Origin of the sequence: Streptomyces sp. NBC_00237 (assembly GCF_026342435.1) — a bacterium.
Classification (GTDB): Bacteria; Actinomycetota; Actinomycetes; order Streptomycetales; family Streptomycetaceae; genus Streptomyces.
On the sequence record NZ_JAPEMT010000001.1, the window covers coordinates 2,965,952 to 2,983,680 of the forward strand.

Annotated in this window: 27 protein-coding genes and 5 tRNA genes; 22 read left to right on the plus strand and 10 right to left on the minus strand. The window is 70.1% G+C overall.

Annotation, left to right across the window (positions count from 1 at the left end):
- Positions 1–55 precede the first annotated feature (55 nt).
- Positions 56–1,414, minus strand: coding sequence for a serine/threonine-protein kinase (locus tag OG897_RS13140; RefSeq protein WP_266655961.1), 1,359 nt, complete (start codon positions 1,412–1,414; stop codon positions 56–58).
- Positions 1,415–1,645: 231 nt separating this feature from the next.
- On the opposite strand from OG897_RS13140, the gene OG897_RS13145 reads away from it, so the two are divergent.
- The 6 genes from OG897_RS13145 to OG897_RS13170 all read left to right on the plus strand — a co-directional run bounded on the left by OG897_RS13145 (position 1,646) and on the right by OG897_RS13170 (position 5,929).
- Positions 1,646–1,906, plus strand: a complete 261-nt coding sequence (locus OG897_RS13145; RefSeq protein WP_266655962.1) for a hypothetical protein — start codon at positions 1,646–1,648, stop codon at positions 1,904–1,906.
- A 260-nt stretch (positions 1,907–2,166) separates the two neighbouring features.
- Positions 2,167–2,388, plus strand: a complete 222-nt coding sequence (locus tag OG897_RS13150) for a hypothetical protein (RefSeq protein WP_266655964.1) — start codon at positions 2,167–2,169, stop codon at positions 2,386–2,388.
- A gap of 557 nt (positions 2,389–2,945) precedes the next feature.
- On the plus strand, positions 2,946–3,896 hold the full coding sequence (locus OG897_RS13155; RefSeq protein ID WP_266655966.1) for a phosphotransferase family protein: 951 nt from the start codon (positions 2,946–2,948) through the stop codon (positions 3,894–3,896).
- A gap of 84 nt (positions 3,897–3,980) precedes the next feature.
- Positions 3,981–4,265, plus strand: coding sequence for a zf-TFIIB domain-containing protein (locus OG897_RS13160; protein ID WP_266655968.1), 285 nt, complete (start codon positions 3,981–3,983; stop codon positions 4,263–4,265).
- A 163-nt stretch (positions 4,266–4,428) separates the two neighbouring features.
- A complete protein-coding gene (locus OG897_RS13165; protein WP_266655970.1) occupies positions 4,429–5,826 on the plus strand; it encodes an OFA family MFS transporter in 1,398 nt (465 codons plus the stop codon).
- A complete protein-coding gene (locus OG897_RS13170) occupies positions 5,807–5,929 on the plus strand; it encodes a hypothetical protein (RefSeq protein ID WP_266655972.1) in 123 nt (40 codons plus the stop codon). Before OG897_RS13165 ends, OG897_RS13170 begins: the two co-directional genes overlap by 20 nt.
- A 60-nt stretch (positions 5,930–5,989) precedes the next feature.
- Here OG897_RS13170 and OG897_RS13175 read toward each other — a convergent pair.
- The 5 genes from OG897_RS13175 to OG897_RS13195 all read right to left on the minus strand — a co-directional run bounded on the left by OG897_RS13175 (position 5,990) and on the right by OG897_RS13195 (position 6,482).
- Positions 5,990–6,061 (minus strand) — tRNA-Val (locus OG897_RS13175).
- A gap of 48 nt (positions 6,062–6,109) precedes the next feature.
- Positions 6,110–6,181: transfer RNA gene (locus tag OG897_RS13180), tRNA-Val, on the minus strand.
- 41 nt (positions 6,182–6,222) lie between these two features.
- Positions 6,223–6,294, minus strand: a tRNA-Val gene (locus OG897_RS13185).
- A 1-nt stretch (position 6,295) separates the two neighbouring features.
- Positions 6,296–6,369, minus strand: a tRNA-Cys gene (locus OG897_RS13190).
- Positions 6,370–6,409: 40 nt separating this feature from the next.
- Positions 6,410–6,482: transfer RNA gene (locus OG897_RS13195), tRNA-Gly, on the minus strand.
- Between the two features lie 145 nt (positions 6,483–6,627).
- Here OG897_RS13195 and OG897_RS13200 point away from each other — a divergent pair.
- The 3 genes from OG897_RS13200 to OG897_RS13210 all read left to right on the plus strand — a co-directional run bounded on the left by OG897_RS13200 (position 6,628) and on the right by OG897_RS13210 (position 9,445).
- Positions 6,628–7,683, plus strand: a complete 1,056-nt coding sequence (locus tag OG897_RS13200) for a chorismate-binding protein (protein ID WP_266655974.1) — start codon at positions 6,628–6,630, stop codon at positions 7,681–7,683.
- A gap of 36 nt (positions 7,684–7,719) precedes the next feature.
- Positions 7,720–8,541 carry an aminotransferase class IV gene (locus OG897_RS13205; protein ID WP_266656813.1) on the plus strand — a complete coding sequence of 274 codons (822 nt, stop codon included), beginning with the start codon at positions 7,720–7,722 and terminating at the stop codon, positions 8,539–8,541.
- Positions 8,542–8,605: 64 nt separating this feature from the next.
- The gene (locus OG897_RS13210) at positions 8,606–9,445 is read left to right on the plus strand and encodes a GNAT family N-acetyltransferase (RefSeq protein WP_266655976.1); all 840 of its coding nucleotides are present in this window, start codon (positions 8,606–8,608) and stop codon (positions 9,443–9,445) included.
- Here the strand turns inward: OG897_RS13210 and OG897_RS13215 are convergent.
- Positions 9,442–9,984, minus strand: coding sequence for a DsbA family protein (locus tag OG897_RS13215; RefSeq protein WP_266655978.1), 543 nt, complete (start codon positions 9,982–9,984; stop codon positions 9,442–9,444). The two genes, OG897_RS13210 and OG897_RS13215, sit on opposite strands and share 4 nt — an antisense overlap.
- A 159-nt stretch (positions 9,985–10,143) precedes the next feature.
- On the opposite strand from OG897_RS13215, the gene OG897_RS13220 reads away from it, so the two are divergent.
- Complete coding sequence (locus OG897_RS13220) at positions 10,144–10,611, plus strand: hypothetical protein (protein ID WP_266656814.1); 468 nt, start codon at positions 10,144–10,146, stop codon at positions 10,609–10,611.
- Positions 10,612–10,761: 150 nt separating this feature from the next.
- Here OG897_RS13220 and OG897_RS13225 read toward each other — a convergent pair whose 3' ends face one another.
- The 3 genes from OG897_RS13225 to OG897_RS13235 all read right to left on the minus strand — a co-directional run bounded on the left by OG897_RS13225 (position 10,762) and on the right by OG897_RS13235 (position 12,998).
- On the minus strand, positions 10,762–12,096 hold the full coding sequence (locus OG897_RS13225; RefSeq protein ID WP_266655980.1) for a hypothetical protein: 1,335 nt from the start codon (positions 12,094–12,096) through the stop codon (positions 10,762–10,764).
- A gap of 129 nt (positions 12,097–12,225) precedes the next feature.
- Entirely contained in the window at positions 12,226–12,357 is a 132-nt protein-coding gene (locus tag OG897_RS13230; protein WP_266655982.1) for a hypothetical protein, read from the minus strand.
- Between the two features lie 143 nt (positions 12,358–12,500).
- Complete coding sequence (locus tag OG897_RS13235) at positions 12,501–12,998, minus strand: helix-turn-helix domain-containing protein (protein WP_266655984.1); 498 nt, start codon at positions 12,996–12,998, stop codon at positions 12,501–12,503.
- 246 nt (positions 12,999–13,244) lie between these two features.
- On the opposite strand from OG897_RS13235, the gene OG897_RS13240 reads away from it, so the two are divergent.
- The 12 genes from OG897_RS13240 to OG897_RS13295 all read left to right on the plus strand — a co-directional run bounded on the left by OG897_RS13240 (position 13,245) and on the right by OG897_RS13295 (position 17,592).
- A complete protein-coding gene (locus OG897_RS13240) occupies positions 13,245–13,460 on the plus strand; it encodes a helix-turn-helix domain-containing protein (RefSeq protein ID WP_266655986.1) in 216 nt (71 codons plus the stop codon).
- Positions 13,447–13,797, plus strand: a complete 351-nt coding sequence (locus OG897_RS13245) for a hypothetical protein (RefSeq protein ID WP_266655988.1) — start codon at positions 13,447–13,449, stop codon at positions 13,795–13,797. Before OG897_RS13240 ends, OG897_RS13245 begins: the two co-directional genes overlap by 14 nt.
- Positions 13,798–13,885: 88 nt before the next feature.
- Entirely contained in the window at positions 13,886–14,740 is an 855-nt protein-coding gene (locus tag OG897_RS13250; RefSeq protein WP_266655990.1) for a hypothetical protein, read from the plus strand.
- Entirely contained in the window at positions 14,737–14,985 is a 249-nt protein-coding gene (locus OG897_RS13255) for a hypothetical protein (protein ID WP_266655992.1), read from the plus strand. The genes OG897_RS13250 and OG897_RS13255 overlap by 4 nt, the downstream gene beginning before the upstream one ends.
- Positions 14,982–15,377 carry a hypothetical protein gene (locus OG897_RS13260; protein WP_266655994.1) on the plus strand — a complete coding sequence of 132 codons (396 nt, stop codon included), beginning with the start codon at positions 14,982–14,984 and terminating at the stop codon, positions 15,375–15,377. Before OG897_RS13255 ends, OG897_RS13260 begins: the two co-directional genes overlap by 4 nt.
- Entirely contained in the window at positions 15,374–15,757 is a 384-nt protein-coding gene (locus OG897_RS13265) for a hypothetical protein (protein WP_266655996.1), read from the plus strand. The genes OG897_RS13260 and OG897_RS13265 overlap by 4 nt, the downstream gene beginning before the upstream one ends.
- A 49-nt stretch (positions 15,758–15,806) precedes the next feature.
- Positions 15,807–16,070 (plus strand): hypothetical protein, encoded by a 264-nt coding sequence (locus OG897_RS13270; RefSeq protein ID WP_266655998.1) that lies wholly within the window; start codon positions 15,807–15,809, stop codon positions 16,068–16,070.
- A complete protein-coding gene (locus tag OG897_RS13275; protein ID WP_266656000.1) occupies positions 16,067–16,276 on the plus strand; it encodes a hypothetical protein in 210 nt (69 codons plus the stop codon). Before OG897_RS13270 ends, OG897_RS13275 begins: the two co-directional genes overlap by 4 nt.
- Positions 16,273–16,614, plus strand: a complete 342-nt coding sequence (locus OG897_RS13280) for a DUF6303 family protein (RefSeq protein ID WP_266656002.1) — start codon at positions 16,273–16,275, stop codon at positions 16,612–16,614. Before OG897_RS13275 ends, OG897_RS13280 begins: the two co-directional genes overlap by 4 nt.
- Entirely contained in the window at positions 16,611–16,796 is a 186-nt protein-coding gene (locus tag OG897_RS13285; protein WP_266656004.1) for a hypothetical protein, read from the plus strand. Before OG897_RS13280 ends, OG897_RS13285 begins: the two co-directional genes overlap by 4 nt.
- The gene (locus OG897_RS13290; protein ID WP_266656006.1) at positions 16,796–17,104 is read left to right on the plus strand and encodes a phiSA1p31-related protein; all 309 of its coding nucleotides are present in this window, start codon (positions 16,796–16,798) and stop codon (positions 17,102–17,104) included. The genes OG897_RS13285 and OG897_RS13290 overlap by 1 nt, the downstream gene beginning before the upstream one ends.
- Positions 17,101–17,592 (plus strand): hypothetical protein, encoded by a 492-nt coding sequence (locus tag OG897_RS13295; protein WP_266656008.1) that lies wholly within the window; start codon positions 17,101–17,103, stop codon positions 17,590–17,592. The genes OG897_RS13290 and OG897_RS13295 overlap by 4 nt, the downstream gene beginning before the upstream one ends.
- Positions 17,593–17,729: the final 137 nt, after the last annotated feature.

Consider the following 17,729-nt stretch of genomic DNA (forward strand, 5'->3'; position numbering starts at 1 on the left):
CGCAACCAAAGGACCCAGCCGCGCGGCGAGCGCCACGCGGCGGAGCCGCAGCGTGTTACGTGGGAAGGGGCGGGGAGGGGCACTCTCCCGCCGAAGGCGGGCACACCCCACTTCCCGCACCGAGAACGGGAGCGACAACCCCCACCCCCCGCGACTCCTTCGGCCCCTGACACCCCTGCGCAGCAGCAATCCCCAACGCCACCAACAACGTCACCACCACGAAAACCACCAACCGCTGCCGCAACAACCGCGGATTCGCGGGCCGCAACTTCCCCCCGGAAGTAGCCCGCCCCCCGGGCCGCGTCCCCTTCCGAGCAGCCCCCGACCGCGTCGTGTTCCGCACCGCCCCATTCCGGCCGGGCCCGGACGAGGACCCCGTACGCCGTGCCCCCGCACCTCCCCGGGACGACGGAGCCTGCGCCGAGGAGTCGGACGGGGCACCGGAAGCCCCTCGCGACCCCTGCCCGCCCCCCGTCTCCCCTCTCGGCTGCGTACTGCGCTGCGTCCGCTGATCGGCGTACGAGTCAACAGCCGCCCCCCGCTGCACAGGCGGTCGCTTCTCGGAGCCGGAGCCACCGGGCCCCGCCCCCCCTTGCGCCTCCCGCGCCGCGATCTCCTTCAACCGCATCGACAGCTGCAACGTGCTGGGACGTTCCTCCTGCTCCTTCGCCAGACAGGCCCGTACCAGCGGCGCCAGAGCGTCGGGCACCCCGTCCAGCAACGGCTCCTCGTGCACCACCCGGTACAGCATGACCTCGGAACTGCCCTGCCCGAAGGGAGAGTCCGCCGTCGCCGCGTACGCCAGCGTCGCGCCCAGCGCGAACACATCCGTCGCGGGCGTCACAGCCGCCCCCCGCACCTGTTCCGGCGCGAGGAATCCGGGCGAACCCACAGCGGTGCCCACATGGGTCAGCGTGCTCGCGCCCGTGGCCCACGCGATCCCGAAGTCGATGATCCGAGGCCCCTTGGGCGACAGCAGGATGTTGGACGGCTTCAGATCCCGGTGAACGACCCCCGCCTCATGAACCGCCACCAGCCCCTCGGCCAGCGCGGCCCCGATCGCGGCGACCTCGGCGGCGATCAGGGAGCCCTCCTCGGCCACCCGGTCGTGCAGCGAGGGCCCGGGAACGTACTGCGTCGCGAACCACGGCCGGTCGGCATCCAGATCGGCGGCCACCAGCCGCGCCGTGCACCCACCTCTGATCCGCCGCGCGGCAGAGACCTCACGCGCGAACCGCGACCGGAACTCCTGATCCTCCGCCAGGTCGGGCCGGATCACCTTCAGCGCGACCCGCTGGCCCCGCCGGTCCGATCCCAGGTAGACGACACCCATGCCGCCCGCACCGAGCCGCCGGTGAATCCTGAACGATCCGACGACACGCGGGTCCTCGCGCCGGAGCCGCATCATCGCCATGTCCGTCCCCTACCTCCGGTGGAGCCTCCCCCACCCCACTGCTGACCGGTCCGTTCGACGTGGCACAGCTTACGTATCCCTGGCGCGGTGTGCTCATAGGCCACACCCGCTCGAATCGATCGATTGTCAGTGCTGGGTGCGAAACTTGAGGAGTGGTCAGGGAACGTACGTTCCCATCTTCCTGACCCCTGCTCATTTCCAACGGGCAACAGCGGAAGGGGTATTGGATCAATGAAGGGTGATCGAGTCGAGATAGTGGTGGACGCCGGAGACACCACCCGAACGTACGAAATGGTGGCCAGCAGGGCGGGCCGAAGGGTCGAGACTGCGGTCCGCAGGGGGGTGGTGGAAGTGAGTGAAGTCACCCGCAACGGCAGCGTCGTGCGTACGGCACGCTTCATGGCCACCCGCGTCCTGGCCCTGGTCGAACAGCCGGTACCCAGGGAAGACGCGTCCGAGCGCCGCCCCACTCCGCCCGGCACGCGGGAGTGAACGGGGGGACACCGCCCGCCAGTCGTCCGGTGAACCCCCCGCCGGCCCCTCGGGGATGTCCCCGAGACCTCCACCCGCCTCTCCACCCAGGGGAGTACGCCATCACCCGGTGGCTCATCCTCCGGGAGGCCAGCCAATAGGTACGAGGGCATGACGACCGGGCCCGCACCCGCCCCTAATCTTGAACTCAAGCGGTGGGTGCAGCACTCGTCCCCCGAGGTCAGACACCCGCCGCTTGCCAAGACGACAGGGAGAGGACCATGGCGGACACGGCATCGAGGACGATGATCCGCACGCACGCGATCCGCGTCCACGGACGCCGCGCCTTCGCCGCGTTCGGCGGTCGCAGTTCGGGCCCGCGCCACCCCCTGGTGGCAACGGCCATGGTCCTTCCTCTGGCGGCCCTGCTCCTCTTCCTCTTCGGAGGCTGGGAAGCGGTGGTCACGCAAGCGTCGTCCGTGGGCATGTTGCTGGGGCGCTGAGCGGCGCCGCCGATCCGGAAGAGCGGTCCGGATCGGAACAACATCTTGCCCATCAGCCCCGTGGGGACGGGGGTGCGGCGGACGGCTGAGTTTGCCCGGACAGCTGGGGAGCTGTCCGGGCAAACGTGCGTCCGGACCCTCTCGGAGTCGATTCCCTCCGAGCCCCTCCACGCTTGGCGTTCGCACGCGCGGGCGCGCCATGGCTGATCGCGCAGCCCCCCGCGCCCCTCAACGCCCCTTCCCCAGCCCCCTTGGGCTCCGCCTGGCCCAGCCCCCTTGGGTTGGGCGGCGGGGCCGCTCGCCTAGCCTCCTTGGGCGGCGGGGCCAGCCCCCTCCGCCTCCCTCGCCTCCTTGCCCGCCCGTCCCGCCCCCCCGGGGGGCGGGACGGGCGCGCGGGGGCGGCCCCTCTCGCTCCGGGCCCACCCCGGAGCGCCCCCGCCCAGCCCCACTACCGGCGCACCGCCCGAGAGGGCCCCACCCAGCCCCGCCCAGCCCCACCCCCTCCGAGCCCCCCGCCCCATAGGCTCGCCCCCCGCCCCCAACCCCGGCCGGAGACCATGCCCCCACCCACCCCCGAACCCACCCCCGCCCCGGAACTCCTCGCCACCCGCCCCGACGACGCCACCGTCATCCGCCAAGGCCCCCTCGTCCTCAAGACCCACGCCCCCGACTCCGACCCCACCGCCCTCGCCACCCGCATCGCCGTCGCCGCCCACCCCCTCCTCACCGGCATCCTCCTGCCCCCGCTCCCCATCCCCGCCGCAGCGACCCCCGCCCACCCCGACCGCTCCCTCTCCGCCTGGCCCTACGGCACCCCGGTCGACCCGGAAGACCCCGACGCCGCCCCCTGGGAAGAGACCGCGACCCTCCTCGCCCGCCTCCACCGCACCCCGCCGGAGGCCCTCCCGGCCCCTCTCCCTCCCATGCGCGGCCCCGCCAAAGCAGCCCGCGCCCTCGCCCGTATGCACGCCACCGCCCCGCACCCGGCGGCCCCCGACGCCCACCGCACCGTCCTCGCCGCCTGGCACGGCCTCCCCGCGTGGGCCCGCGACGAACGCGACGAACCCGACGAACCCGACCAAGACCACGTCCGCCCCACAGCCGCCCTCTGCCACGGCGACCTCCACCTCGGCCAACTCGTCCGCCACCCCGCCCCCTCAGGCCCCTGGCACCTCATCGACGTGGACGACCTCGGCCTCGGCGACCCCGCCTGGGACCTGGCCCGCCCCGCCGCCTGGTACGCCGCAGGTCTGCTGGACCCCGACGTCTGGCAGCGCTTCCTCACCGCCTACCGGGCGGCCGACGGCCCGGCCGTACGTCCCCACGGCGATCCGTGGCCCGAACTCGACGTCGCAGCCCGCGCCCTGACGGTCCAGACGGCGGCCCTCGCCCTCGCCAAGTCCACCACCGAGGCCCGCCCCCTCGACGAGGTGGAGCACCTGATGATCGACTCCTGCGCCCGCATCGCCTCGCTCCGACCGGAGTTGGACGGATCCCCTCCGCCGTAGGGTGAATTCCGGCCCACCGGGCATGCATCCCGACGACGTACGCCCCGTACGAGACCACACCGATCGGAAACCGGAGCGAACCTCATGCACTGTCCCAAATGCCACGCCCCCATGCACACCTTCAACCGCAACGGCGTCCAGATCGAGCAGTGCGGCAACTGCCGCGGCATATTCCTGGACTACGGCGAACTGGAGTCGCTGACCCGCCTGGAGTCCCAGTGGTCCCAGCAGTCCATGCCGCCCGCGGGCCCGCCCCCGCAGGCGTACCCCGCCGCTCCCGCATGGGGCGCCCCCCAGCACGGCGGCCACGGCGCCCACCACGGCCACCACCGCCAAAAGGGCTTCGGCCGCATGCTCTTCTCCTCCTGACCCGCGCCGACCGGGGCCGCCGCCCCTGCCCCATCGGCCCCGGCCCCGGCCGCAGGGCCCCCGGTTCCGGCCCGGGGGCTCACCCTTCCGGTGCCGGTCGCGCCCCCGCCGGTCGGCCCACCGCCTGGCCCAACCCCCCATCCGGAACCTAGGGTTCGGCCCCATGACCTTCCTCGACAGGTCCCGGACCGTCGCCCCGCCCGGCTGGAGCCGCTGGCTGGTGCCGCCCGCGGCCCTCGCCGTCCACCTCTCCATCGGCCAGGCGTACGCCTGGAGCGTCTTCAAGCCCCCGCTCGAAACCTCCCTCGGCCTCTCCGGCACCGCCAGCGCCCTCCCCTTCCAGCTCGGCATCGTCATGCTCGGCCTGTCCGCCGCGTTCGGCGGCACCCTCGTCGAGCGCAACGGGCCCCGCTGGGCCATGTTCGTCTCCCTCGTCTGCTTCTCCTCCGGCTTCCTGATCTCCGCCCTGGGCGCCGCCACCCACCAGTTCTGGCTGATCGTCCTCGGTTACGGCTTCGTCGGCGGCATCGGCCTGGGCATCGGCTACATCTCGCCGGTCTCCACCCTCATGAAGTGGTTCCCGGACAGGCCCGGCATGGCCACCGGCATCGCCATCATGGGCTTCGGCGGGGGAGCGCTCATCGCCTCGCCCTGGTCGTCGCAGATGCTGGAGTCCTTCGGCGGCCTGAAGCCGGAAGGCGACGGAGGCATCGCCCTCACCTTCCTGGTGATGGGCCTCGCGTACGCCGTCTTCATGGCGCTCGGCGTCCTCCTCGTCCGGGTACCGCCCCCGGGCTGGAAACCGGACGGCCGGCAGCCCGACCTCCGGAAGGCGAGTGCCCTGATCACCACCGCCGACGTCTCCGCCCGCAACGCCCTGCGCACCCCGCAGTTCTGGTGCCTGTGGGTGGTCCTGTGCCTCAACGTCACCGCCGGCATCGGCATCCTCGAAAAGGCCGCCCCGATGATCAAGGACTACTTCGCGGACACCCCGGCCCCCGTCTCGGTCTCCGCCGCCGCCGGATTCGTCGCCCTGCTCTCCCTCGCCAACATGACCGGCCGCCTCCTGTGGGCCTCCACCTCCGACCTCATCGGCCGCAAGTCCATGTACCGGATCTACCTCGGCGCCGGCGCGCTGACGTATCTCGCCCTCGCCCGCTTCGGCAACGACTCCAAACCCCTCTTCATCGTCTGCGCCCTGGTGATCCTGTCCTTCTACGGCGGAGGCTTCGCCACCGTCCCCGCCTACCTCAAGGACCTCTTCGGCACCTACCAGGTCGGCGCCATCCACGGCCGTCTGCTCACCGCCTGGTCCACCGCGGGCGTCCTCGGCCCGCTGATCGTCAACCGGGTCGCCGACAGCCAGGAACAGGCGGGCCACAGCGGTCCCAGCCTCTACACGACCTCGATGTACATCATGATCGGCCTGCTCCTGGTGGGCTTCGTCGCCAACGAGCTCGTCCGCCCGGTCGCCCCCCGCTTCCACGAGCCCCGCCCGACCGTCCCCGAAGGCAGCCTTGCCATGGAAGGAGGGCCCGCCCATGCGGCCCCGCAGCAGTAGCCCCCGCGCACTCGCCGTCGCCGTCTGGCTCTGGGTCCTGCTGCCCTTCGCGTACGGCCTGTACGAACTCATCCGCAAGGCCACCCAGCTCTTCACCGGCTGACCGGGGGAGCGGACACGAAGAAGCCCCCGACCGAGAACCGGTCGGGGGCTTCAACTGCTGTGCGCGATACTGGGATTGAACCAGTGACCTCTTCCGTGTCAGGGAAGCGCTCTCCCGCTGAGCTAATCGCGCGGGACGGTCCTTGCGAACCTGATCTTGCACCGTACTGCTGGTGCTGCGTGCGCGATACTGGGATTGAACCAGTGACCTCTTCCGTGTCAGGGAAGCGCTCTCCCGCTGAGCTAATCGCGCGGGACGGTCCAAGCGGACCGTATCTGTTCAGTTGTTCTGCGTGCGCGATACTGGGATTGAACCAGTGACCTCTTCCGTGTCAGGGAAGCGCTCTCCCGCTGAGCTAATCGCGCTTGGAGGTGGAGACGGGATTTGAACCCGTGTAGACGGCTTTGCAGGCCGTTGCCTCGCCTCTCGGCCACTCCACCAGGAGTGCAGTAAGGGTATCGGGATGATCCCCCACTATCGAGCGGACGACGAGACTCGAACTCGCGACATCCACCTTGGCAAGGTGGTGCTCTACCAACTGAGCTACGTCCGCTTGTCTGTTCCGTTTCACTTGCGTGTCCCGGCGACGTGTTGAACTCTAGCGGATTCCTGGGCCAGCACAAAAACGCGTTTGTGCAGCGTGCTGCGGGGTCCTCGCCGCCAGGAGAGGTGCGCACCCCCGCCATAGACTCGACGGTGTGTCCGACCTCCCCTCTTTGGCCCGCTTCGGCGGCCTTGTCGCCTCCGATCTGCGCGATGTCACCAGTGATCCGGCGGCCCTCGACTCGTCCGGCTTCTGGGCCGTCGCTGCCGACTTCGAAGGCCGGCTCGTCTGTGCCCGCTTCGGAGACGTCCGTACGGAGCCCGTGCCCGCCCCCGTCCCCGGCGCCTGGCGGGGCCCCGGCGCCACCGGCTGGACGTCTTCCCTGGACCGCGCCGCCTACACCGCCGGAGTCCGCCGGATCCGCGAGCACATCGCGAAGGGGGAGGTCTACCAGGCCAACCTCTGCCGCGTACTGAGCGCGCCCGTCGACCCCGGTGCCGACGTCGACGCCCTCACCGCCCTCCTCGCGCGCGGCAACCCGGCCCCCTATGCAGGAACGATCCGGCTGCCCGCGTACGGCGTGGAGATCGCCACCGCGTCCCCGGAGCTCTATCTGCGCCGCGCGGGGCGCACCGTGGAGTCCGGGCCCATCAAGGGCACCGGGAAGACCGAGGCGGACCTCCTGGAGAAGGACCACGCGGAGAACGTGATGATCGTCGACCTGGTCCGCAACGACCTCGGCCGCGTCGCCGTCACCGGCTCCGTCACCGTCCCGCAGCTCTGCGAGGTCGAACCGCACCCGGGCCTGGTCCACCTCGTCTCCACCGTGCGCGCCGAGCTGGGCCCGGGGGAGGGCTGGGCGGGGCTCCTGGCCGCCACCTTCCCGCCCGGCTCCGTCACCGGGGCGCCCAAGGCCAGCGCCCTGGAGATCATCAAGGCGCTGGAGACCGCGCCGCGCGGCCCCTACTGCGGTGGCATCGGCTGGGTCGACGCCGACCGGCGGACGGGCGAGCTGGCCGTCGGCATCCGCACCTTCTGGATCGACCGCACCGCTCCCGGCGGCCCGCTCCTGCGGTTCGGCACCGGAGCGGGCATCACCTGGGGCTCCGACCCCGAAAGGGAGTGGGCGGAGACCGAGCTGAAGGCCGCCCGCCTGCTCGCGGTAGCGTCGGGTGCGTACGAGGTCACAGTGCGTACGAGTTGCGGATGAACGGTTGAGAGAGAAGGCCATGGCATGAGCGACGGCATGAAAATCTGGGTCAACGGAGGGCTGGTCGACGCCGACGCGGCCCGGGTTTCCGTCCTCGACCACGGGATCACCGTGGGCGACGGCGTCTTCGAGACCATGAAGGCCGTCGACGGGACGGCCTTCGCGCTCACCCGCCACCTGGACCGGCTCACCTCCTCCGCCCGCGGCCTCGGCCTGCCCGACCCCGACCACGACGAGGTCCGCCGGGCCTGCGCCGCCGTCCTGGCCGCCAACCCGATGCCGCTGGGCCGGCTCCGCGTCACGTACACCGCAGGCGTCTCGCCGCTCGGCTCCGACCGGGGGGACGCCCCCGCCACGCTGGTCGTCGCGCTCGGCGAGTCCACGCGCCGCCCCGACTCCACCGCCGTGATCACCGTCCCCTGGACGCGCAACGAGCGCAGCGCGCTGGCCGGGCTCAAGACCACCTCGTACGCCGAGAACGTCGTGGCCCTCGCCCGAGCGCGCGAGAACGGCGCCTCCGAGGCCCTCTTCGCCAACACCGTCGGGCAGCTCTGCGAAGGCACCGGGTCGAACGTCTTCGTCGTCCTCGACGGGCAACTCCTCACCCCGCCCGTCGCCTCCGGCTGCCTGGCGGGCATCACCCGCGCCCTCGCCGTGGAGTGGACCGGAGCGCGGGAGGCCGACCTGCCCCTGGACGTACTGGAGCGCGCCGAGGAGGTCTTCCTGACCTCGACCCTGCGCGACGTGCAGGCCGTCCACCGCGTCGACGGGCGGGAGCTGCCGGGTGCGCCCGGGCCGGTGACCGCCAAGGCAATGCGCGTCTTCGACGAGCGCGCCGGGGACGACCTCGACCCGTAGGGCTCCGGGGGCCGTCGCGCAAAACGTGATGACGAGCGGGCCCGGCAGGGGTACAACTCCCGTGATGACGACGACCCTACGGCCGACCGGGCCGCTCCGGACCAGTGACGACGGCGCGCGCTCGCGCCACTACGAAGTGTGCGTGAACAGCCGCCCCGTCGGCACCGCGCACATCGAGACCGTGCCCGACTTCGGCACCACAGTCGGCCGGATCACCGCGCTGCACATCGACGAGCCGGACCGCCGCCGGGGCCGCGGCACGGTCGCCGCCCTCGCCGCCGAGGAGGTCCTGCGCGGCTGGGGCTGCGACCAGATCACGGTCGCGGTGCCCGCGGACGCCGGGCCCGCACGGCGCATGGCGACGGCCCTCGGCTACGTCGAACGCAGCCGCAACATGCTCAAGGACCTCCCCGCCGCCCCGCCGCCGCTTCCCGGGGGCGTGACGTTCCGTCCCGTGACGCAGGCCGAGTTCGACGCCTGGCGCGAGAAGGACGTGGCGCACTTCGCGCAGAGCTGGGTCGACCGGGGGCTGACCGCCGCACAGGCCCGCGCCAAGGCCGAGGCCAGCCAGCGCCGGTTCCTTCCCGGGGGACTGGCCTCCCCCCACACCTGGATCAGCCACCTCCTGTGCGACGGCACACCGGTCGGCCTGCTCTGGCTCGGCCGTCACGAGATCGCCCCCGGTGAGCGGACCGCCTTCGTGTACGACGTCGAGGTCGACGAGCAGCACCGGGGCCGGGGATACGGCCGGGCCCTGATGACGCTGGCCGAGCGGATCGCCCTCCAGGCCGACGAGACCCGCATCGGCCTGCACGTCTTCGCCGGAAACACCCCGGCCCTGCGCCTCTACGAGTCCCTCGGCTACCGCACGACGAACGTGAACAGCTTCAAGCGACTGCTCTAGTCGCGTCGGTCACGCCCGGCCAGCAGCCCGTCCGCGATCTCCTCGATGCGCTCCCGCAGGCCCGTCTGGTCCTTGCTGCCGTCGAGGAGCTGCCCGCCGATCTCGTACGTCGGCGTGCCCGTCACCTTGATCGCCTTGCCCTCCGCCTGGTCGGCGTCCACGATCAGCATGTGCCGCCCGTCGATCAGGGCGGTGTCGAACTCCTCGGCGTCCAGACCGAGTTCGCCCGCCACCTCGATCAGGAGCGGCTTGCCGCGCTTGCCCAGCTCCTCGGTGCGGGCCAGCACCGCCGTCACGTACTCCCAGCCCTTCCCCTGCTCGTACGCCTCCTCGACGGCCTGCGCCGCGTCGTACGCGTGGGCGTGCTTCTCCAGCGGGAAGTGCCGCAGCCGGATGTCGATCCGGTCGCCGTAGCGGGCCCGCAGCGCGTCCAGGTCGGCGAGCGCGGTGCGGCAGTCGGGGCACTGGAGCTCGCACCAGACGTCCAGGACGACGGGGGAGGCGGGAGCTTCGGGGGCGGAGGGAGGAGTGTTGCTCATGGGGCCAGTCTCCCAGTCGTAGGGCGGCGGCCCCAACCGGGACCTGGGGAGGAGCCGCGTCCCGGAGATCTCCCTGAGACCGGGGCCGGGGATGGCCGCACGCGCGCCGGGCGGTGCAGGATGGAAGGGACCGTACTTTCCACCGCTGGAGGACCGATGCTGCTGGTTGAGACCGTCTGTTCCGCGGTGTCCGCCGCAGGACTGGGCATCGCCGCGATCACCGCGTACCGCAAGCGGTTCCTCACCGCGACCCGGCTGGCGGCCTACTCGCTGGTGCCCGTCGGCCTGGTGATGACCGGGGCCGTCGGCTGGCTGTCCGACATCGTCTTCAAGCCGGTCGTCTGGGCGGGACTCGGCGTCCTGGGCCTGGCCTGGCTGCTCTTCACCACCACCCGCTTCGTCGAACGCCGTACCGGCGGTACCCGCAAGGAGCGCAAGGCCGCGAAGGCGGCACAGCGCGAGGCCGTCGCTCCGGCGGCGTCCGCGCCCTCGCTCGGCGCGGGCAGCCCCGCGAGCGCGCCCCGGGCCCAGGCCGCACCGGCACCGGCTCCCGCGCAGGCCAAGGGCAAGAAGGCCGACGAGGACTTCTCCGACATCGAGGCGATCCTGAAGAAGCACGGGATCTGAGGGTGTCACCCAGGTTGCCAGTGGACTCCGTTTCCTTATGGATTCCGCTGGCAAGCGCGGGTGCACGTGGGTTCCGTTTTGATGTGAAACGAGTCGTGGGAACCCGCCTAAACGATCTACTGGGAGAAATCTGGGAGATCAACTTGCAGTTTAGGGGTTTTCGCGGGGGATGGGGCCGTACTCGCGGCGATCAATGACCGGCCTGAGCGAGTCTTCCCAGAGGGACTGCAGCGACTCGGCGATCTTGAGTTCCATTGCCAGCGTCGTGTGGGAGTACGTGCCTTCCACTCCGGGGAGGTCGTGGCCCATGCGCGCTTCTACCGCAACCCTAGGGTGTCCGGCCTCGTCGAGCCAGACCTTGTGAGAGTGCCGCCAGTCATGCGGCTCGATGTCTTCGATCCCCAGGACCGGTCGCACGCCCGGCTTCGCGCGCTTGCCCCTGCTGCGCTCCTTTGGCGGTCGGCCTGCCGCAGCTGGATGCCAGGAGTCTGAGTAGAAGAACTTTTCAATCAAGAGGCGTCCGCCGCGAGGGGCCCGGAAGACGAACGTACCGTCGTGCGATTCCGTCAGCTGGACGAGCAGGTCGGCCAAGAACGGTGGCAGGATCAGGCTGCGTGCCGAGCCGTACTTCGCAGGGATCAGTGTGGGCTTGCTGTCGACATACTGCGACTGAGACGTCAGCAGGATCCGCGAGCCTCCTGGCCATTGCTTCCAACGCCGCGTGTCAGGCATGGCGAACCCCGACTGCGCGAGAGGCACGTCGGGCACCTCCACATCCGGGCGACGCACGGGGAGGATCAGTCTGTCGCGCTCCAGGCCGGAGATCTCGGCGATACGCATCCCCGTGTAGGCGACGGTGAGGATGAGGACGAAGTGCGAGAAGCCGCGAACCTCCAGTGCGTTGCGGGCCATGAGAAGGGCTTGCCGGGGGGTCCCGATCGTGCGTTCGTCCTCCTTGGGCTTGGGGACGAATTTGCCGCGACGGCTGCCCTGACGTGACGGCACGGGGTTGTCGCTGCGGACCTTCGACGCCACGGCGTCGGTCATCATCAGTCGCAGCACGCTGCGGTAGCCCTGGATGGAGTTGCGCTTGTAGCCCTGCTCCCGCAGCTCGTTCTCCCAAGTGTTGTACGCCAGCGCCGTCACATCGCCCATGGCTACCGGGCCCCAGCGAGGGAGAATCACGGACCTCAAACGGCCTCGGTACTTCTCGTCGGTCAGCGGCCCGACGTCGATGGACTCGATCCAGAGATCTGCCCACTCAGCAACTGTGATCCGCCCGTCGCGCGGGTTGACGAAGGTCTTCCGGGCGACATCGGTCTCCAGGCCGGCGGCGAAGGACTTGGCGGCATTCCCGGTGTAGAACGGTTTGCCTTCGTCATCGCGCGACACCGAGCCGTAACGGCCGTTGGGCAGCTTGTACTTGCCGCGGTAGCGCCACTTCCGGAGGGTTTTGTCGTAGCTGCGTTTCTCGCTGTAGGCCACGGTGCACTCCCGTCGGTCTTCACCTGGCTGCCCGTCAGTGGGGGAGGGGCGGACAGCCAGGGAGGGGTGTGCCGTCACTCGTTGCCGCCGCTTGGGTGCGGAGGATCGGTGAGGCTGAGTGGCCCAATTCTATTGAGAGCTTTTCTCGTTGTAGGCCGCTTCGAGTTTCCTCGCCTCGACCTCGCTGACCAGCGCTTCGTTGATGTACACCGTCACGCGGTCGTCCTGCTGGTTAGCCCACGCCTGAATGTCGTGCGGCATGCCTGACACGCGAAGAACCAGGACTCGCATCGGTCCCCCATAACCATCCGAGTGTGGCCCTCTCGTCGGTATCAGGACATGACACCACACCCAATGCTCCGTTGTGGAGGGGTTGATGGGACTCAACGAACGTTTTGTTGCATCTAGTTGACAGAACCGGCAGATCCCTCCGCGCCGCCGATGCCCTCTAGTAGCTCCTGCGCCTTAGCCCACGCGATCACGTCCGCCCGGAGTTGGTCCGGAGAAGCGTCCGGTTGGCCCTTGACCACGATGACCATGCGCGAGTCCGTGCCCAACTGGATAACCGTGGTGTCCAGAAGAGGACCGGACGTCAGCTCGTGGATGATGCGGAGAGGAAGCCCTGAACCCGACAGCTCTGTAGGCGGAATGGATTGCCCGTCGATGGCAGGGGTCGGCTCGCCACCGTTGAGCACGGACTCGCCTGAGCCGCCCCGCCACCGCAGCGCCCGCTCGACCTTGGCGAGCGAGGGCGGGATGCGCTTGCGCTCGACGCCGGACTCCAGGTTCTGAATCGTCGATTCACTGACGCCGGCCGCCTCGGCAAGCGTCACCTGCGTGTACCCATTGGCTTCTCGGGCTGCCTCGATGGCCTTCGCCAGCCGCACCCAGTCCCTACTCATGGGTTCATCATGCCCGAGCGGTAGGCAACACGCACCCATCGATTCCCCCAAATGACCTGTATCGATCGGTGCAGGGGGCTCACTTTTGTTGCCTCATAAAGCGCCCTCCGGCGCACGCGGCGCACGCTTCGCGCCCATCTCTCGACACTCAAGGCACCCATCGACACCCAAAGAAGCCAGCGATACACCCAAGAAAACCTACGAAACACCTTGCGGACCCCGAGGTTGGCACTTACGTTGGGTGTTGTGACACCGAACGGAGCCGCAATTAGGTCCTTCCGTGAGTTGCGCGGACTGAGCCTGAGGCGGCTCGCACGGCTCATCGGCTGCGACCCCGGATTCCTCTCGCGCATCGAGACGAACCGGCAGGGAGCGGGGGACGACACGCTCACCCACATCGCCGAGGAGCTGCAAGTGCCGATCGAAGCCATCACAAGGGAGAAGCCCAGTGACCAGGAATGACCTGGCCATCGCCCCCACCCGGGCGCCCGCCACCCAGGACGGTCCCATCTCGGACGTGGTTCCGGCCGTAGCCGTCGACGCCCGGCTCATCTCGCGACTCATCGCCGCCGTCGAGGGGTTGTCCGTCCAGATGCGCAACGTAGACCCCGAGCTCCAGGTTTTCACGCCAGCCGAAGCGGCCGTGCTGTTCCAGAAGACCGAGAACTGGGTGAAGGAGGCGGTCCAAGACCGCCGCATCCCGTTCACCTACGTCGGCAAGTCGCCGCGTTTCACGCCCAAGCACATCCGCTGGGTCCTTGAGAGCGGCGAGCTCATGCCGCTCTCCACCGCCGCCTAACCGGCAAATCGGCCCCACCGCCGGGCCTTCACACACCGGCAGCAGGGCCTCCGCAGCATCCCTCACCACTGTGAAAGGAGGGAGCCACGTGCTCCCCATCATGCCCGACCTGCCCAATGAGCTGGTCCTCACCGAGTCCCGCACCATGCGCGCCCAGACCGCCGACCGCGTCGATGTCCTCGACAAGGTGAAGGCGCTGGCCCTGCTGCCGGACGGTGTGCACGCCACCACCGACATCGTCGCCTCGTACTTCGAGGTGGACATCGAGGCCATCAAGAGCCTCGTGAAGGACAACCGTGCCGAGCTGGAGAGCAACGACTACAGCGTCCTGGCCGGCGAGGAACTGAGGTCCTTCAAGGACCTCTGTGGAATCGAGTCGAAGGCCCGCTCGCTTGCTGTCTTCTCCCGGCGGACCCTGCTCAACGTCGGGCAGCTTCTGCGGGAGTCGAACGTCGCGAAGCAGGTCCGCACCTACCTCCTGGACGTCGAGGAGACGACCGCCCCGGAGAAGCGCCTGGAGGCGGTGGAGCGGGCTCAGCTCGCCAGCGCCCGCCTGGGTGCGATGGGTGTCGCGAAGCAGTTCGGGCTGGTGAATCCCTCCTATGTGGAGGCGATGGCCCGCACTGAGCTGGCGCGGATGAACGGCGAGGAGCCGGACATCGACCCTGCGGACATGACCATCACGTGCGACGAGTTCCTGGATGGCCGCATCGCGAAGGCTGATGTGGCGTCGGCGCGGACGCGGCTGGGTCGCACGGTGGCCGGACTGTATAGGGCCCGCTACCTGAAGGACCCGCAGAAGATCCAGCGGCCGATCCACGGTGTGCACCGTGAGGTCGCGGTTTACACGCATCGGGATCTGGATCTGTTCGACACGGCGTGGGTGGAGATCGCGCGTCACTACAACGTGCAGAACCCGATCGCGTTGGACGGTGCCGCATGATTGCCAGCCCGCGTACCAACCGCCCGATCCCGGACCGTGTGCTCCGGTTGATCGGCTCCCACCTCCCGGACCGCATCGTTGTCGCCCGCCGTGCCGCGTCGGATGCCTACGTCTCCTACACCCGATGCCGCACCCCGTTCACCGCCGAGGCCCGCGAGCGTGCGCTCGCCGAACTGGCCCGCGCAAACAAGACGTTGGCCGCGTACAACCCGGGGCTCGTCGTGACCGCGGGAGGTGCCCGATGAGCGCATCCGTGCCGTTCCTGAGCCATTCGGTCAAGGTCCAAATGTCCTTCTTGGCACCTGCCGACGCCCCCGACCTGCACGACCCGATCACCGGCCGGTCCCTTTCTCCGGTCCGCGTAGACCTCGAACTGCTCCGCCATGAGACACCCGAGCGCGGCGTCCGAGAGTCCGCCTTCGTGGCGGTGTTCGGCCCTCGGCGGTTGAAGTCGGGGAAGTTGGGCGCGGAGATCAGCTCCTTCCACTGGAACCACGACAGGGTTCGGCGCCACCTGAGCGACCTCGGTGGCGAGCGACCCGAGTGGCTGACCGCAGAGCTCGCGGAGCATCTGCCAGAAGGCTGGGACAGCGCACTTCTCCACCTGCCCGTCACGGCAGCGGGAGGCACCCGATGACGCACACCTTCTACCTCGCCGACTACGCGGGCGCCGTCGACGGCCCCTGGCTGTATCCGACGCCGGCCACGGCTCAGGGGCTCTGTGACGAGCTGGCCGCCCCTGATGCGGCGGGCCGCTCCTGGGACTGGATCGAGCTGGAGGGCGAGTGGGTGCAGGTGTGGACCCACTCCGACACGGACGCCCCGACCGGCCGGACCGGTGGCACGGTCACCGAGATCGACGGCACGGCCGTCCGTGACGCGATCCTGCGGGACGCCGCCGACCAGATGGACGGCGCGGCCAAGATCCTCACGGGCGGACCGCGTGCCGACCTTGTACCCGGTCTCATCGAGGCCGCCAGGGCGCTGCGTTCGGACACGACGGGCGGTGCGTCATGACCGACTACCCCGACATCGCCGCCCGGTTCGCCCGGAAGCAGGTGGCGGCATGAGCGCCCGCGAGAGCTTGATCGGGTTCGCGCTGGCGGCGCTGCCCAACGAGCCATCCTTCACGAAGTGCGAGGAGCTGGCCGACGCCTTCCGCACAGAGGTCATCGCCGAGCGCGACGCCCAGATCATCGCGTGGCTGGAGAAGAAGGCCCGCGAGTACGGCGACAACAACCGCGAGAACCGGGCGAAGGCCGAGGCCGTCGGGCGCATGGCCGACAAGCTCAGCCGGGGTGCCGTCCGAGACACGGAGGCGACGTCATGAGCATCGACCGCCTCGACGTCCCGGCCGCACAGGTCGCCTCCGACATGGCGGCCCTGATCGCCCGGCAGCGGCAGCAGCGGCTCGACGAGGAACTGCGCCTGGTTCAGGCCCACGACCTCGACGCATACGGCGACGCCGCGTTCCAGCACATCGCCATCAACTGGGGCCGCGTCAGCCTCGTCAAGAAGCCCCGGAGGACGTCATGAGTACGCCGACAACTGCGCAGATGAGCCGCCTGTGCTGCGACCTCGGACCGGGCGTCACGGTCGGCGATCCGCGCCGCGCCCGCTGGCAGCTGCACGTCGTGGTCTACGGGCCCGGCGACTGGCCGGCCCACTACTGGCCGGTCTCCCACCGCGACACCATCCCTACCCCGGACGAACGGGCCGCGGCCCTTGCCGAGTTCGGCTACCAGCCCGCCCCTGGCACGAGGTGGGAGTGGGAGGAGTCCGAGACCCCGCCCTACCACGGGCACCCTGCCCTGACCTCCGTGTTCGCCACCATCCGCATCGTCCCGATCGACCGGCCCGGGAGGACGTCATGAGCCGCTACCGCCGTATCGCGGACCGCGAGGAGTCCGAGATCGCCGAGGCCGACCGCCTGGCCCACCGCCTCTACGGCCCCGACGAGGACATCTGGCCCGAGCACGCCGTCAGCGGCTACCTCGACACCCTCGCAAGCATCGCCGCCCGCTACCCGTACAACCACCGCAAGGAGGCCGCGTGATGGCCCACTACCGGCATGACGGACACCCCTACGACCTGGGCCGCAGCTACTGCGACGCGGCGGGCATCGAGTGGGCGTGGACAGGCCAGTGGACGGACGGGGAATTCCCGGAGCCGCTGATGCAGTCCACATACCGCGGCCGCTTCGACCGTGACACCCCGGTCCCGCTCCCCGACCTCTACCGGGACCACGGCGCGCTGCTGCCCGTGAAGGTGCCCGTCACCGCAGAGATGCGGCGCGCTGCTCTCGTCGGTTTCGTCGCCGAGTCCGGTCCCTCGTCGTACTTCCTGCGGGGAGGGGCGGCATGAGCGTCATCCAGGATCTCCGCACCCGTGGCCGCCACCGCGGCATGACGGCCTTCCAGCTCATCCAGAAGATCGGCCGCCTGGAGCGGGCAGCCGACGACCGGACGTGCCAACTGGTCGCGCTGGCCACCGAGAACGACGAGCTCAGGGCCGAGCGCAACACCGTCGAGGCGCAGCTCGACGCGGCAGGCATCGAGGTCTCCGCCGTCCGCTTGGACTGCCAGGAACTCCACGACGAGGTGCTGCGCCTGCGTGCCCAGCTGGCCCCGTACCTGGCGGCCAGGGCGAACGACGAGGCCATCACCGTCCCGCCGATGGTGCGCGACACCAGCGCCTTCGAGGACCAGGCCACCGACCCCATCGACGTCCGGCCGCTGTGGGACGCGCTCAATATCGCCGGGCCCGTCGTCGACGCCACCAGCCCGGGGCACGTCCCGTCGTGGGCGGAGACCGAGGAACTGCCGGTCGTCGCGCAGTCGGACGCCGCCTAGATCGTGCCGGGCCGCCGGATGTGACCGGCCCGCGGCCCGGCACCCAAACCACAACCCCACAGACGCGGCCGTCGAGCACTTCCCCCCTTGCTCCGGCCGCCGCCAGGCCAGCCCCTGACACCCCCAGCGGCGGGGCT

Coding starts and splice junctions, on each gene's coding strand:
- OG897_RS13140 (WP_266655961.1), bottom strand. CDS start 1,414: ATGGCGATGATGCGGCTCCGGCGCGAGGACCCGCGTGTCGTCGGATCG.
- OG897_RS13145 (WP_266655962.1), top strand. CDS start 1,646: ATGAAGGGTGATCGAGTCGAGATAGTGGTGGACGCCGGAGACACCACC.
- OG897_RS13150 (WP_266655964.1), top strand. CDS start 2,167: ATGGCGGACACGGCATCGAGGACGATGATCCGCACGCACGCGATCCGC.
- OG897_RS13155 (WP_266655966.1), top strand. CDS start 2,946: ATGCCCCCACCCACCCCCGAACCCACCCCCGCCCCGGAACTCCTCGCC.
- OG897_RS13160 (WP_266655968.1), top strand. CDS start 3,981: ATGCACTGTCCCAAATGCCACGCCCCCATGCACACCTTCAACCGCAAC.
- OG897_RS13165 (WP_266655970.1), top strand. CDS start 4,429: ATGACCTTCCTCGACAGGTCCCGGACCGTCGCCCCGCCCGGCTGGAGC.
- OG897_RS13170 (WP_266655972.1), top strand. CDS start 5,807: ATGCGGCCCCGCAGCAGTAGCCCCCGCGCACTCGCCGTCGCCGTCTGG.
- OG897_RS13205 (WP_266656813.1), top strand. CDS start 7,720: ATGAAAATCTGGGTCAACGGAGGGCTGGTCGACGCCGACGCGGCCCGG.
- OG897_RS13210 (WP_266655976.1), top strand. CDS start 8,606: ATGACGACGACCCTACGGCCGACCGGGCCGCTCCGGACCAGTGACGAC.
- OG897_RS13215 (WP_266655978.1), bottom strand. CDS start 9,984: ATGAGCAACACTCCTCCCTCCGCCCCCGAAGCTCCCGCCTCCCCCGTC.
- OG897_RS13230 (WP_266655982.1), bottom strand. CDS start 12,357: ATGCCGCACGACATTCAGGCGTGGGCTAACCAGCAGGACGACCGCGTG.
- OG897_RS13235 (WP_266655984.1), bottom strand. CDS start 12,998: ATGAGTAGGGACTGGGTGCGGCTGGCGAAGGCCATCGAGGCAGCCCGA.
- OG897_RS13255 (WP_266655992.1), top strand. CDS start 14,737: ATGATTGCCAGCCCGCGTACCAACCGCCCGATCCCGGACCGTGTGCTC.
- OG897_RS13260 (WP_266655994.1), top strand. CDS start 14,982: ATGAGCGCATCCGTGCCGTTCCTGAGCCATTCGGTCAAGGTCCAAATG.
- OG897_RS13265 (WP_266655996.1), top strand. CDS start 15,374: ATGACGCACACCTTCTACCTCGCCGACTACGCGGGCGCCGTCGACGGC.
- OG897_RS13270 (WP_266655998.1), top strand. CDS start 15,807: ATGAGCGCCCGCGAGAGCTTGATCGGGTTCGCGCTGGCGGCGCTGCCC.
- OG897_RS13275 (WP_266656000.1), top strand. CDS start 16,067: ATGAGCATCGACCGCCTCGACGTCCCGGCCGCACAGGTCGCCTCCGAC.
- OG897_RS13280 (WP_266656002.1), top strand. CDS start 16,273: ATGAGTACGCCGACAACTGCGCAGATGAGCCGCCTGTGCTGCGACCTC.
- OG897_RS13285 (WP_266656004.1), top strand. CDS start 16,611: ATGAGCCGCTACCGCCGTATCGCGGACCGCGAGGAGTCCGAGATCGCC.
- OG897_RS13290 (WP_266656006.1), top strand. CDS start 16,796: ATGGCCCACTACCGGCATGACGGACACCCCTACGACCTGGGCCGCAGC.
- OG897_RS13295 (WP_266656008.1), top strand. CDS start 17,101: ATGAGCGTCATCCAGGATCTCCGCACCCGTGGCCGCCACCGCGGCATG.